Annotated in this window: 10 protein-coding genes; 4 read left to right on the forward strand and 6 right to left on the reverse strand. The window is 64.8% G+C overall.

Translation table 11 applies throughout. The features are described 5' to 3' along the window. Positions 1-14: 14 nt before the first annotated feature. Complete coding sequence (locus tag AC4FIJ_RS01905; RefSeq protein ID WP_490335042.1) at positions 15-1,103, forward strand: alkene reductase; 1,089 nt, start codon at positions 15-17, stop codon at positions 1,101-1,103. 16 nt (positions 1,104-1,119) lie between these two features. Here the strand turns inward: AC4FIJ_RS01905 and AC4FIJ_RS01910 are convergent, their stop codons facing one another. From AC4FIJ_RS01910 to AC4FIJ_RS01935, 6 genes are all read right to left on the reverse strand, one after another. Further along, positions 1,120-2,232, reverse strand: coding sequence for a phospholipase A (locus AC4FIJ_RS01910; RefSeq protein WP_490335140.1), 1,113 nt, complete (start codon positions 2,230-2,232; stop codon positions 1,120-1,122). A 232-nt stretch (positions 2,233-2,464) separates the two neighbouring features. Continuing rightward, entirely contained in the window at positions 2,465-2,869 is a 405-nt protein-coding gene (locus AC4FIJ_RS01915; protein WP_490335043.1) for a hypothetical protein, read from the reverse strand. Positions 2,870-3,016: 147 nt separating this feature from the next. After that, complete coding sequence (locus tag AC4FIJ_RS01920; RefSeq protein WP_490335044.1) at positions 3,017-4,858, reverse strand: acetyl-CoA hydrolase/transferase C-terminal domain-containing protein; 1,842 nt, start codon at positions 4,856-4,858, stop codon at positions 3,017-3,019. Continuing rightward, positions 4,858-6,942: a 3-hydroxyacyl-CoA dehydrogenase NAD-binding domain-containing protein gene (locus AC4FIJ_RS01925; RefSeq protein WP_490335045.1), complete on the reverse strand. Its 2,085-nt coding sequence runs from the start codon at positions 6,940-6,942 to the stop codon at positions 4,858-4,860. Before AC4FIJ_RS01925 ends, AC4FIJ_RS01920 begins: the two co-directional genes overlap by 1 nt. Further along, positions 6,942-8,204 (reverse strand): acetyl-CoA C-acetyltransferase, encoded by a 1,263-nt coding sequence (locus tag AC4FIJ_RS01930; RefSeq protein WP_490335046.1) that lies wholly within the window; start codon positions 8,202-8,204, stop codon positions 6,942-6,944. Before AC4FIJ_RS01930 ends, AC4FIJ_RS01925 begins: the two co-directional genes overlap by 1 nt. Then, positions 8,201-10,441, reverse strand: coding sequence for an acyl-CoA dehydrogenase (locus AC4FIJ_RS01935; RefSeq protein ID WP_490335047.1), 2,241 nt, complete (start codon positions 10,439-10,441; stop codon positions 8,201-8,203). Before AC4FIJ_RS01935 ends, AC4FIJ_RS01930 begins: the two co-directional genes overlap by 4 nt. A 238-nt stretch (positions 10,442-10,679) precedes the next feature. Here AC4FIJ_RS01935 and AC4FIJ_RS01940 point away from each other — a divergent pair, with 238 nt between their 5' ends. The 3 genes from AC4FIJ_RS01940 to manD all read left to right on the forward strand — a co-directional run bounded on the left by AC4FIJ_RS01940 (position 10,680) and on the right by manD (position 14,124). Further along, positions 10,680-11,906: a PQQ-dependent sugar dehydrogenase gene (locus AC4FIJ_RS01940; RefSeq protein WP_490335048.1), complete on the forward strand. Its 1,227-nt coding sequence runs from the start codon at positions 10,680-10,682 to the stop codon at positions 11,904-11,906. A gap of 149 nt (positions 11,907-12,055) precedes the next feature. Beyond that, complete coding sequence (locus AC4FIJ_RS01945; RefSeq protein ID WP_490335049.1) at positions 12,056-12,802, forward strand: FadR/GntR family transcriptional regulator; 747 nt, start codon at positions 12,056-12,058, stop codon at positions 12,800-12,802. Between the two features lie 71 nt (positions 12,803-12,873). Beyond that, positions 12,874-14,124, forward strand: coding sequence for a D-mannonate dehydratase ManD (gene manD, locus AC4FIJ_RS01950; RefSeq protein WP_490335050.1), 1,251 nt, complete (start codon positions 12,874-12,876; stop codon positions 14,122-14,124). Positions 14,125-14,128: the final 4 nt, after the last annotated feature.

The following is a 14,128-nucleotide window of genomic DNA, read 5'->3' on the forward strand; positions in this document are numbered from 1 at the left end:
AGGACTCCCCCAACATGACCGACATTCTCTTCCAGCCACTGAAACTCGGCGAGATCGAACTGCCCAATCGCGTGCTGATGGCCCCGCTTACGCGCAATCGCTCGCACGCGGACGGCACGCCGACGGACATGGCCGCGACCTATTACCGCCAGCGCGCCTCCGCCGGGCTGATCATCACCGAGGCGACGCAGATCTCCGCCATGGGCAAGGGCTACAAGGACACGCCCGGCATCTACACCAAGGACCATATCGAAGGGTGGAAACCCATCGTCGAGGCCGTCCACGCGGGCGGCGGGCGGATCTTCTGCCAGCTGTGGCACGTGGGCCGGATCAGCCATGTCTCGCTGCTGCCCGAAGGGGCGCAGCCCGTCTCGTCCAGCGCGGTTCGTGCCGAGACGCAGACCTTTACCGAGAACGGGTTCGAGGACACGTCAGAGCCGGTCGCGCTCGATGCCGAAGGGATCGCCCGCACGCTGGACGATTTCACCAATGCCGCTCGCTGCGCGAGGTATGCGGGATTCGACGGGGTGGAGGTGCATTCGGCGAATGGCTACCTCCTCGACCAGTTCCTGCAGAACGGCGTGAACCGGCGCGAGGACCAGTATGGCGGATCGATCGAAAACCGCCTGCGCCTGCTCGGCGAAGTGCTAGACCGGGTCTGCGGCATCTTTCCCGCAAACCGCGTCGGCGTGCGCTTCTCGCCGCTGGGACAGGCCAACGACATATCCGACAGCGATCCCGAAGCGATCTTCAGCGCCGCCTATCGCATGGCGAGCGAACGCAAGCTGGCCTATCTCCACGCGGTCGAGCAATTCTTCGGACAGGACAGCAGCGAGGAAGACACCGCAATGCTGAAACGGCTGCGCGCCCTGTTCGACGGCGTCTATATCGGCAACGGCTCCTATGACGGAGAGCGTGCGCGCGAGGCGCTATCCGAAGGGCGCGCCGATGCCATCACCTTTGGCCGCCCCTTCATCGCCAATCCCGACCTGCCCGAACGCATCCGCATCGGGGCCGACATGAACGAACCCGATCAGGATACCTTCTACGGCGGCGGGGCCGAGGGCTATATCGATTATCCCTTCCTGGACCCCAGGCACTGATCCACTGCGGCTTCCGTTACCGGACGATGGCGACGCCAACGCGCAGACGGGTCGTCTGGCGGTTATAGTCGAGCAGGTTTTCGCCATATCCGGCGAACGCCTGCCCGAAGACATAGAGATTGAGGTCGGTCTCCACGATCCGGTCCAGCGGATAGGACAGCTCGCCATCGATCGCGCCCTTCCCGCTTGAGAAATTGAACCGGCTGCTGGTCTTGAGGCGCAGGCCGTCGTCCTGTCCGACCTCTACCAGCAGGCCGGTCGATCCGCGATAGCGGCGGATATCCGGATTATCTTCCAGATCGCCGACATAGAAAAACAGGCGCGGCCCGATGGACACGGTATAGTCGCCGACGTCGAAGGTCCCGACCGGCTGCAGATAGACGGTATTGGCGCTGCGCGATTCCAGCCCGTCGCGCCCGTTGGATTCGTGACGAACGCCGACCTGCCCGCCCAGCGCAAGACTGCTACCGACCTCGACCGCAGGCTGCAGGTAGAACAGTTCGGGCATGAAATCGATGTTCCGGAACGGCGAGGAATCCGCGCCCAGATCCCAGAACATGCGCTGGGTATAGCCGAAATGAACTCCATTCACGATCGGCGCGTCCCCGCCGACATCGCCCGCCTCACCGAACAGCTGGTATTTGAAACTCAGCTGGATGCGCGCATCGCTGTTGGTGCCGGGTCCATAGGCACCATAGATCGGCTCATAGACCGACAGATTGCCTAGATAGGCATTACCGCGATCCGGCTCTGCCGAAGGAACCGCGCTGTCGGCAAGCGGCAGGCCGAGCGCCAGTCTCGTATCATCGCTCTCGCTTGCGGGAACCGAAGGAGCGGGCATGGCGAATGCATAGGCCGATGGCGAGGATGCGAGCGACAATTGCATCTCTCGGTCCGCTTCAGCCGCAACCGGCAAGGCGAATCGGCAATCGGTCAGGGCGAAACGTCCGGGCGCTACCGCTTCCCCATCGGCGGCACAGGCCAGCGACATCGGATATCGCTCGCCATCAACCGTCAGTGTCGCCACAAGCCGGTCCGGCATCGCGGCGGCGGCCTCTTTACCGGAATTGATTGCGACCATCCTCACAAGAACGGTCCCGTCGGCACCCGGTTCGACCGCGTCGATCATCACGCGAAGGTTCCGCGCGGCATCTCCCTGCGCATGGGCCGCCGTTCCGAAAGACGCGGAAACAAGAGACAGGGCGCAGACCGCCGCTGTCCGACTCATACGAGCAAAGGGAGACATAGCGGGCTTTCACCTCGTGTTGGCATTGCGGCAAGAAGAACGTGCCCCCCGTAGGCGGGCCAAGCCTTACGTCGCAAGGGCCGGGTGAAAGCCCCACTTATGTCACATCCGTCGATCACATCGGCGGCATGTCCGGTTCGCCGTCGTAATCGTCATCCATGCTGTCGGGCATGCCGTCGGCATTCGTATCCCACGCATCCGGGCGGGAATCCCCGTCGCGGTCCCATGCGTCCATGACGCCATTGGCATCGGTGTCCATCGTCGGCGCCGTCGTATCGGGAACCGCCGGATCGGGCATCGTCGTATCCGGCAGGGCACGATCCGCCGGTGTCGCGATGGGATCGGACGGCATCATGTCATCCGAAGGCATCGGCGATGTCGGCATGGTATCGCGCGGATCCGCCGTGTTCGGAAGCGAACCCGGCATCGGATCAGATTGCGGCACGGTCTGCGCAAGCGCAGGGGTGGCCAGCAAGGCGGCAGCGCCCATAAGGCTGTTGAATAGCATTTTCGTGTTCATGGCTTTCTCCTCTGTTGCAACGGGAACGAGAGCCATGCCCGCCTGTGCCCCCCAATGTCACAGGGCGCCCCCTTCCCGCGACAGGGCGAAAGCCGGCAAATCTTAATGCCGGTACAGCGCAATTTTCCGCAATGCCGCCTTTGCCCTTCAGCCAGCGGCCCTCCATGCGCCCAGCAGCAGGGCGCGATAGACCCGGTCCTTGATGCCCGTACCAATCTCCAACCGGTCGAGCGCCGCCTGCTGAGATGCATCTGGCCGCGCAAAGAGCCCTGAAGCGAAAGTCCGGGCCAGCGCGGTTTTCGAATGTCCGCACTGCTTCAGATGGGATAAAGCCTTCAATGCGGTGCGCTCCTCCGAAGTGAAATCGCTGCCGAAGGGGAAATCGGGAAAGAACCCGTCCCTGCGCGGCCCGGCCAGCAGATCGCGCAGCCGTTCGGGCCGGTTCGCCCCGGCGTGAACCTCGACCCCCTTCGCCAGCTTGCCCGCACTTCGGGCCTTGGCGATAAGATCCTTCGCAAAGCGATGATCGGCGATCGCGGCCATCCGCTCGATGCATTCGCCATCGCTCGCGCCCTTGAGCCAAGCGACGCCATATTCGGTGACCACCACGTCGCGCATGTGGCGCGGGATGGTCGTGCGGTCCAGCTGCCAGACGATATTGGGCTCTGCCTCGCCGTCGCTGATCCGGTGCGAATGGACCATGATCACCGAATTCGCCCCGCGCAGAGCCAGCGCCTGTTCGACGAAATCATGCTGCCCGCCGACCCCGCTGACCACGCGCCCGTCGCCCAGCGTATCCGATTGCGCCGCGCCCAGCACATCGACCTTCATCGCATTGTTGAGGAAGCGCGCATGCACCCGGTCGCGCCGCTTCTCCTCCTCGCCGCCGTATAGCGCATTGGTGAACGACACCGCCGTCATGTCGAAATCGCGGCGCCGCTCCTCGGGCATCGCCTTCAGCCGGTTCAGGAAATCGCGCGACCCGGCAAAGAACGCGCTGTGCAGCACGGGGCCGCTGGCCGAACGGCGCTTCAATATGCCTGCGTCATACAGGTCGAGGAAACCGTCGACGAACATCTCGCTCGATGCATAGAGCCCTTCCTCGAACGGAGCCGTCTCGCGCTGCTCGTCGGTGATCCGCGCCAGCAATTCGCGGAACAGCGCATTGTGCCGGTGCCGCAGGATCAGCGCATAGGTCACCGCATCGCCTAGCGATCCTATGCCGATCTGCAAGGTGCCGCCGTCGCGGATCAGGCTGGCCGCATGAAGCCCCGCGACATAATCGGCGGTGCTGACCGGATTGCGCGGCACGGTGAACACCGGAAACTCGGCCGAAGGATCGTCTAGGATCGCATCGAATGCCTCGGCAGGCATTTCCGCGCTGCCCGGCATGAAGGGCAGGTCGCGGTTTACCTGCCCCACGAACAGGAATTTCGCCTTTGCCTCGCGCCGCGCCTTCAGCTCGGGCAGCACGTCCAGCGTGATGTCGGGGTTGGACGACAGGCTGTAGCGCGGCTGCGGCCCGCTTTCGTCCACCGCGATCAGCTGGGCGAGCAGGTTGATCGGTCGACGCAATATGATGTCGGGCGCGACCGACGTATAATTGACGCTGGTGTAATGCTGCTGGACGGCGGTGTTCGACAGCCACTTGCCCGAATTGACGAAGAATTCCGACACATGGACGTTGTCGGGCAGGCCGTCACAGCGCAGCGCTTCGGCATAATCCAGTTCGACATAGCCTTCGAACACGCGCTTCACGAACGGCTTCAGCATCCGCGCCTGCAGGTCGGACGAGGCGCGCGGGCGTTCCAACGTCAGCGCGGTCAGGATCTCCAGCCGCAGCGAAGGATCGGCCTTGGCCCGCGCGAACAATGCGTTTGCGACATGCGTCGCCTTGCCGATGCCCAGCGGCAGGCCGGTGACGATCTCGGGGCCGAGCCGTTCGGCGATCCATCCGGCCAGCACATCGGCATCGGCAAAGCGGCGCATCAGTCGCCGGCCAGGCGCCACCACGCGCTCGGCTGGAAGCGCGGCCCGTGCTCACGCTCCAGCCGTTCGAGCGTATTGGCGATATTCCCGAACCCGCGCGTCCGCGCGTAATGGATCGGCCCGCCGAGGAAGGGCGCGAAACCGGTGCCGAAGATCATCGCGGCATCGGCGCTGTCTTCATCCTCGACCACGCCTTCCCTGATCGCCGAAGCGACGGCATCCAGCATCGGCAGCACCAGCCGCTCGGCCAGGCGCGGCGTGACGGGGCCGTCCACCTTGTCCTTCTTCGGCTTGCCGTCGGAATCGTAGTCGTAGAGCCCCTTGCCCGACTTCTTGCCCAGCTCCCCCCGCTCCACCTTCTCGCGCAGCCAGCCGGGCACTTGGGGCATGCGCCGGTCAAGATCGCGCGCAAGCGAATCCGCGACGGCAAGGCAGATATCCAGCCCGACCTGATCGGCCAGTTCCACCGGCCCCATCGGCATGCCGAATTCCTCGGCGGTCCTGTCGATCCGCTCGCACTGGATGCCCTCGTCGATCATCAGCAGCGCCTCGCCAAGATAGGGCATCAGCGCGCGATTGACGAGGAAGCCCGGCGACGCGGTGACGGGCAGCGGCAGCTTGCCGATGTCGCCGACGAACTGCTGCGCCGTCTCGAAAGCTTGCGAAGAACTGCCCTCGTGGCGCACGACTTCGACCAGATCCAGCTTCGACACCGGGTTGAAGAAATGGATGCCGACGAAGCGATCGGCCTTCTGCACATGCTTCGCCAGATCGTTGAGGTTCAGGCTCGAGGTATTGGTCGCGATCACCGCGTCGCCCCGCGCCTTCTCCTCGATCTCGGCATAGATTGTCTCTTTCAGTTCCGGCTTCTCAGGCGCAGCCTCTATGATGAGGTCGGCGTGCCGCACCCCTTCGCCGTGCAGGTCGGGCGTAAACCGATCCTTGGCGCGCAGCAATTCCGCGCCGTGCAGCTTGCGGTCGAACAGCTTGAACGCCTTCGCCACCGCCTTGCCGAGCGCCTCGCGGCTGGGGTCCTGGATCGTGACATCCATCCCCTTCAGCGCGCACCACGCCCCGATCTCCGCCCCCATCGTGCCCGCGCCGACGACATGGACGCGGGTAATGCCGGAACCGCCCTTGCCGTTCTGCTGCAAGCGCTGACGCAGAAAGAACACGCGGATCAGGTTCTGCGTCGTCTCGGTCGGCAGCAATTTCGCGAAGGAGGCATGCTCGGCCTCCAGCATGTCCTCCAGCGAACCGCCGTGCTTTTCCCATAATTCGATCAGCGCATAGGGCGCGTCGTAATGTTCGCTGGGGGCCTTTTCCTCGGTCTGCTTGCGCATTTGCACAGCCATGGCCTTGCGCGCGGGATAGAAGTTCATCGCCGCCGCTGCCGTACCGCCGCCGCGCCGCTCCATCTTGCCGGCCACGGCCTTGTCGACCGCATTGGCGACATTGCGTTCGGCCACCACCGCATCGACAAAGCCAAGGCTTTTCGCCTTGCGCGCATCGACCGACTTGCCGGTCAGCATCAGCTTCATCGCTTCCAGCGGACTGATCCGGTGGGTAAAGCGCGCCGTGCCGCCCAGCCCCGGATGCAGGCCGACCAGCACTTCCGGAAAACCCAGAGAGGCATCGTCACGCGCCACGATGAAATCGCAGGCCAGCGCCAGTTCCAGCCCGCCGCCGACGCAGGCGCCGTGCACCACCGCGATGGTGGTGGGCTTCAGCGCCGCGATGCGGTCGATCACCGCATTACCCTCGTCGATCCGGGCGCGGATCTCGCTTTCGGTTTCGATACCCTGAAACTGCTTGAGATCGGCGCCCGCGGCAAAGCCCGAACGCTTTGCAGAGCGGAAGATCACCGCCTTCCAGTCGCCCTTCTCCACCTCGTCCAGCAGACCGTCGAGTTCGCGCAGCACCGGCTCGTCGAGCGTATTGGTCGACGTATCCTGCTTGTCGAGGGTCAGGCAGATGCGCTGGCCTTCCTCATGCGTCAGCCAATGCGTGCCGCGCTTGCCTTCGGTGCCGGTCAGCGGCTTGGGTGTCAGATATTCCTTGGCCGTTACCATCACATCGCTCATCACAGGGCCTCCACCAGCATCGCTCCGCCCTGCCCGCCGCCGATGCATTCGGTGGCGATGCCGCGCTTGCCGCCGGTGCGGCGCAAGGCATTGATCAGGTGCAGCACGATGCGCGTGCCGCTGGTGCCGACCGGATGGCCCAGGCTGACCGCCCCGCCATCGATATTGAGTCGGTCCCGCTCGATCCGCCCGAGCGCGCCTTCCATGCCCAAGACCTCGCGGCAGAAATCCCTGTCCTCCCAAGCGGCAAGGCAGGCAAGGACCTGCGCGGCAAATGCCTCGTTCAGTTCCCAAAGTTCGATTTCGCCAAGCGACAGCTCCGCGCGCTGCATCAGCGGGGTAGAGGACAGAACCGGCCCCAGACCCATGATATTGGGGGCCAAAGCGGCCCATTCGCTGTCCAGAATGCGCGCAATCGGCGTCAGACCGTGTTCCTCCACCGCCTTTTCCGACGCCAGAATCATCCAGCATGCGCCATCGGTCACCTGGCTCGAATTGCCGGCGGTGACGTCGCCATATTGCTCGAACACCGGCTTCAGCCCGCCAAGCTGCTCCATGTTGCTGTCGGGGCGCACGCCGTCGTCATGGTCATAGACGGTCCCGTCGGGCGCGAACATCGGCTCGACCTCGTCATCCAGCCAGCCTTCCTCCTGCGCCTCCGCAAGGCGGCGGTGGCTTTCCATCGCATATTCGTCGGCCTGCCAGCGGCTGATTCCGAATCGGTGGGCCAGCACTTCAGCGGTCTGCCCCATGGCAAGGCCCGACACGGGATCGGTCAGCCCCTGCTTCAGCCCGATCTCGGGCGAGAGGAACGACGGCTTGAAATCGGTCAACGCCTTGGCCCTGTCGCCCGCACTCTTCGCGCCCTGGAACACGGCAAGCCATTCGGTCGCCTCGTCCGACAGGATCAGCGGGGCGCGGCTCAGCGCCTCGGCCCCGCCGGCGAGCACGAGGTCCATGTCGCCATGCGCGATATTGCGAAACGCCTCGTCCAGCGACTGCATGCCCGACCCGCAATTGCGGTGCACCGTATAGGCGGGCATCGCGTAGCCGCATCCCATCCGCAGCGCCGCGACGCGGGCCACGTTCATCTCGCCCGCGATCTGGTTCGCGCAACCGAGTATGACCTCGTCGAACGCATCGCGTGCGAATGGCTGGCGCATCAAAAGCGGCCTGCCGCATTGCACGGCAAGATCGGCCGGGCTGAAAGGTCCGGGCTTGCCGCGCGCCTTGATGAAGGGCGTGCGCAGCCCGTCGATCACATAGACTGGACGAGCTTCAGATCGGGCTGTTGTGGGGATGGCTCCTGCTCCTCTTCCGGGACGACCAGACCGCGAAGGTCCTTGGGGTCGAAATCATCGGTGGCGACCACGATGGCGACGGCTTCTTCCGCTTCTGCCAATGCTTCGCGTTCGGCGTCGTTCAATGCGTCAGGCCCATGCTCCTTGCGCTTGTCGCGCAGCCTCTGCGTCCGCTCCACCAGGTCGAGCGCGCGTTCCAGATCGGCGACCGGTCCCGGCCCGACATGCACGCCGCAAGCGATGCGGTCGCGCTGCGCGCCGCTGGACAGGATCGTGTCGGCGCAGGCGAAGATCACCTCGTCGCTGGGGCCGCGCGGATGGCTGCGGAACGGCATCGAAACCGCGCGCATGACCTTGTCGAGCAGCGGCACCGGGAAATTGACGAAGATCGCGTCGAAGCGGTCCTCGATCCGCTGGAAGCCGGTTTCGCAGCACCATTCGACCAGCGGCAGATCCTCGTCGAGGCAGCCGTCGTCCTCCCAGCGCTTGAGCACTGCGCTCAGCAGATAGAGTTCGGATAAGATGTCGCCATAGCGGGCCGAGATCGCTTCCTTGCGCTTCAGCGTGCCGCCCAGCGAGATCAGCGCCACCTCGGCGCAGGTCGCCAGCGCCGCGGCATAGCGGGACAGCTGCTTGTAATAGCCCTTCACCTTGCCCGCGCCGCCGCCATAGGCAAGCTTGCCTGCGGTCCAGCCGCTGCCGAAGCTGCTGGCAAGGTTCTTGATGATGTGCCCGGCATGCTTCCAGACAACCTCGTCAAAGGCTTCCAACCCGTCCTTGCCGCCCTGTTCCAGCGCGACGACTTCCCTCAGCAGATAGGGATGGTCGCGCATCGCGCCCTGGCCGAATATGATCAGGCTGCGCGTCACGATATTCGCGCCCTCGACCGTGATGCCCACGGGGACCGAGCGATAGACATTGCCGAAATAGTTCTTCGGCCCGTCGATGATCGTCTTGCCGCCATGGATGTCCATGGTGTCGTCCACCGCCTGCCGCATGCGATAGGTGGCATGCGCTTTCATGATGGCCGACACGATGGAGGGGTGATGCCCCTGGTCCAGCCCCGCGCAGGTAAAGCGGCGCGCGGCCTCAAGCTCATAGGCGATGCCCGCGATGCGGCCAAGTCGCTCCTTGATCCCCTCGAACTTGCCGATGGGGATGCCGAACTGTTCGCGGATGCGCGAATATCCTCCCGCCGTGCGCGCGGCCAGACACGCCGCCGCGGTTGCCAGAGAGGGCAGCGAGATGCCCCGCCCCGCCGCCAGCGCGGCCATCAGCATCTTCCAGCCCTGCCCGATCTGGTCGCGCCCGCCGATGATCGCATCGATTGGCACGAACACGTCCTTGCCCGTCACCGGGCCGTTCTGAAATGCCTGCATGGACGGGATATGCCGCCGCCCGTGCTCGACGCCGGGCGTATCGGTCGGGACCAGCGCCACGGTAATGCCGCGGTCCTCGACATCGGACAGCAGATGATCCGGATCGAACAGTTTGAACGCCAGCCCCAGCACGGTCGCGACAGGTGCCAGCGTGATATAGCGCTTGGCAAAAGTGATCGAGATGCCGAGCACTTCCTTGCCGTCCACGGTTCGCTTGCACACCACGCCCCGATCGATCATCGCCGAGGCATCCGATCCCGCCTCGTTGCTGGTCAGCGCGAAGCAGGGAATCTCCCGCCCGTCGGCAAGGCGCGGCAGATAATGGTCCTTCTGCTCGTCCAGTCCGAACTGCATCAGCAATTCACCGGGGCCGAGCGAGTTGGGCACCATCACCGTCACCGCGGCCGTGACCGACCGGCTGGAAATGCGCTTGTTCACCTCGCTATGGGCAAAGGCGCTGAAGCCCAGCCCACCATATTCCTTGGGAATGATCATGCCGAAGAACTTGTTGGTCTTCAGGAAATCCCAGACCTCGGGCGACAGATCCATGTCCACGGACGAGATCTGCCAGTCATCCAGCATGTCGCAGAGTTCCGCCACCGGCCCGTCGATGAACGCCTGCTCCTCCTCGGTCAGCGACGCGGGGGCCATGTCGCGCATCTTTTCCCAGTCGGGCGATCCGCTGAACAGGTCGGCGTCCCACCAGGTATCGCCCGCTTCCATCGCTTCTCGTTCGGTGGCGGAAAGCGAAGGCAGGCTGCCCTTGGCCCATTGGTAGATGGGGTTGGAGAGGAGGTTGCGGCGGATTCTTTCGATCATGACAGGCTCGTTTCGGCCAAGGGATGTAATGGTGGCTGTCCCTAGGTAATGGGCCAAAACAGCGAAGGTTCCGCCCGCGAACACGGCGGCCCGACCGCCTGAAAGCGCCCGCCCTCCTGAAAACGCCGGGGGGAACGGTTAACGGCGTGTGGGGTTCAGATTAATGATGCGCGACCGGATCGCCGATCGCCGCCATGCTCCCGAACGTCCACGCTCCACAACAGGGATACCGAACCTCATGACCATAGCCCTGCTGCGTGAAATCCGCGCCCGCCATCTTGTCACCCTGCCCGCGATGCTGATCGCCGCCGCCGCCATTCCGGCCAGCGCGCAATCGCCCGATCAGCCCAAGCAGGTCGAATCCATCGGGACCGAAGATACCTATATCTCGGTGGTCGAGATCGCGACGGGCCTCGACACGCCTTGGGGCATGAGCTTCCTGCCCGACGGGCGTATGCTGGTGACCGAACTCCCCGGCGACCTGGTGATCGTCTCGCCCGATGGCACCGTTTCCGCGCCGCTGGCCGGCGTGCCGAGTGTCGACACCAAGGGCCAGGGCGGGCTGATGGATGTCGCGCTCCACCCCGATTTCGCGACCAATCGCATGGTCTATCTCTCTTTCGCCGAAGCCGGTCCGAACGGAACCGCGGGCACGGCGTTGGGACGCGGGACGCTGACCGGCGACAGGCTGGAGGGCTTCGAGGTCATCTGGCGGCAGGAACCCAAGGTCGAGGGGCCCAACCATTTCGGCAATCGCATCGCCTTCGGCCCCGGCGGCAAGCTGTTCCTGGCGCTGGGCGAACGGTTCAAGTTCGGCCCCGCGCAGGATTTGTCGAACACGCTGGGCGTGACCGTGCGGCTGGACGACGACGGCTCGATCCCCGCGGACAATCCCTTCGTGGACCGGCCCGAGGCGAATGACGCGATCTGGTCCTATGGCCACCGCAATATCGAGGCTGCCGTCGTCCATCCCGAAACCGGCGCGCTGTGGGTGACCGAAATGGGCCCGCTGGGCGGCGACGAGCTGAACGAGATCAAGCCCGGCGCCAATTACGGCTGGCCGGTTGTCAGCTGGGGCATCAATTACGACGGGGTCGAGATTCCCGATCCGAGCGAATATCCTGAATATGCGGACGCCGCCCATGTGTGGAGCCCCGTCCGCTCCCCATCGGGCATGATCGTCTATACCGGCGAGATGTTTCCCGAATGGCAGGGCGACATATTGTTTGGTTCCCTGTCGGCAGGCGGCGTGGAGCGTGTCGACATGGAAGGCGGCGCGATCGCGGGCACCGAGTTCATCCCGCTCAACACCCGTATCCGCGAAGTCGAACAGGGTCCGGACGGTGCGGTCTATTTGCTGACCAATGCCAGCGGGGAAAGCAAGGGCGCGGTCTGGCGCTTTGAGGCGATGGAACTGCGCCCGGCTTCCGCCGACGACGGTCGCAGCGGCCCCGGCGCGCGCTAACCCCCTGGCTTCAGGATAGGCCAACCGGCGGAATGGGGAGCGTCAGCCGCCCCCCGGGGCACGGCGAAGGTTTCGGTCAGCCCTGCCCAACCGGCGATGACATGCCGTGCCGGACGCGGTAATCGGGGCGCGACCCTTCAGGAGAAGACATGCCTGCCGCTCCAAAGCTTTACCGCGCCATTATCGAGGCATTGCGGGCCGACATCGCCGCGGGCAGCTATCGCCCCGGCGACCGCCTGCCCCCCGAACGCGAACTGGTCGAGCGCTTCGACGTCAGCCGCCTGACCGTGCGCGAGGCGATCATCGGCATGGAAATTCTGGGACTGGTCGAGGCGCGGCGCGGATCGGGCGTCTATGTCAGCCACCCGTCGGGCGCGGCACTGTCATCCGCCGAACTCGACATAGGCGCCTTCGAGCTCACCGAAGCGCGATTGGTGATCGAAGGTGAGGCCGCCGCGCTCGCCGCCGTCCATGCGCAGGCGGGCGACATCGCGGATCTGCGCGCAATACTGGGCCGCATGATCGAGGAGAACCGCGGCGAATTGCATGACGAGATCGCCGACCGCGACTTTCACCTGCGGATCGCGCGCACGACCGGCAATGAGGCGGTGGTGCTGGTGGTCGAAACGCTGTGGGACGTGCGCCGCCGCTCGCCGCTGTCGGGCGGGATGCTGGAAAGATCGCGCCGCTCGGGCGTGAAGCCGCGGATCGATGACCACCGCGCGATCATCGACGCCATCGAGAGCGGCGACCCCGCCTCTGCCCGCCAGGCGATGCGCGATCATCTGGGCCGGGTGATCGAGAATTTGCTGAGCGCCACCGAGACCGAGGCGGACGATGCCGAGAGCGATGCCGCCGGACTGCGCGACCGGGCCAGACGTTTCGCCGCGCTCTAGAAATTCTTGCCCCGCGCGCGCCATCGTGCAATTTGTCTGATAACTTTGGACGACCGCGCAGCGCGGATCGAATGGCGGAGATAAAGGTGGAACCGGGCAATGGCGGGAAGAAGGTGACGATCCGATCGGCACGGGTGATCGTCACCTGTCCGGGCCGCAATTTCGTGACGCTCAAGATCGAAACCGACGAGGGCGTGTACGGCATCGGCGATGCGACGCTGAACGGGCGGGAACTGTCGGTCGCGTCCTATCTGAGCGATCATGTCATCCCCAATCTGATCGGCCGCGACGCGCAGCGGATCGAGGATATCTGGCAGTTTCTCTACAAGGGCGGATACTGGTCGCGCGGTGTCGTGGCGATGACCGCGCTCGCGGCGGTCGATACCGCGCTGTGGGATATCAAGGCCAAGCTGGCCGGCATGCCGCTCTATCAATTGCTGGGCGGGCGTTCGCGCGACGGCGTGCTGGTCTATGGCCATGCCAACGGTGCGGACATCGAACAGACGGTCGATCAGGTGGGGGCGTATTGCGACATGGGCTATCGCGCGATCCGTGCGCAAAGCGGCGTGCCGGGCGTGAAGGGTGCCTATGGCGTGGGACGCGGCGACATGTATTACGAACCCGCCGATGCCGCGCTGCCGACGGAAACTTTGTGGGACACCGCAGCCTATCTCAACCATGCACCGAAACTTTTCGAAAAGCTGCGCGACCAATACGGGCCGGACATCGAATTGCTGCATGACGTCCATCACCGGCTGACCCCGATGGAGGCCGCGCGGCTGGGCAAGTCGCTCGAGCCGTTTCGCCTGTTCTGGATGGAGGACGCGACCCCCGCCGATAACCAGGAGGCGTTCCGCCTGATCCGCCAGCACACCACCACGCCGCTCGCGGTGGGAGAGATCTTCGCGTCCATCCACGACTGCCGCACGCTGATACAGGAACAGCTGATCGACTATATCCGCAGCACCGTCGTGCATGCGGGCGGGATCACCCATCTGCGGCGGATCGCCGATCTCGCAGGTCTCTACCAGATCCGCACCGGCTGCCACGGCGCGACCGACCTGTCGCCGGTGTGCATGGGCGCGGCGCTGCATTTCGACACTTGGGTGCCCAATTTCGGCATTCAGGAGTACATGCGCCACACCCCCGAAACGGACGAGGTGTTTCCGCACGATTATCACTTCGCCGACGGCTATCTGCATGCGGGCGAGGCGCCGGGGCATGGCGTCGACATCGACGAAAAACTGGCCGCGAAATACGAATACGAACCGCGCCAGCTTCCCGTGGCGAGGCTGCGCGACGGGACCCTGTGGAACTGGTGACGCG

It is taken from the genome of Croceicoccus sp. (genome assembly GCF_983967925.1).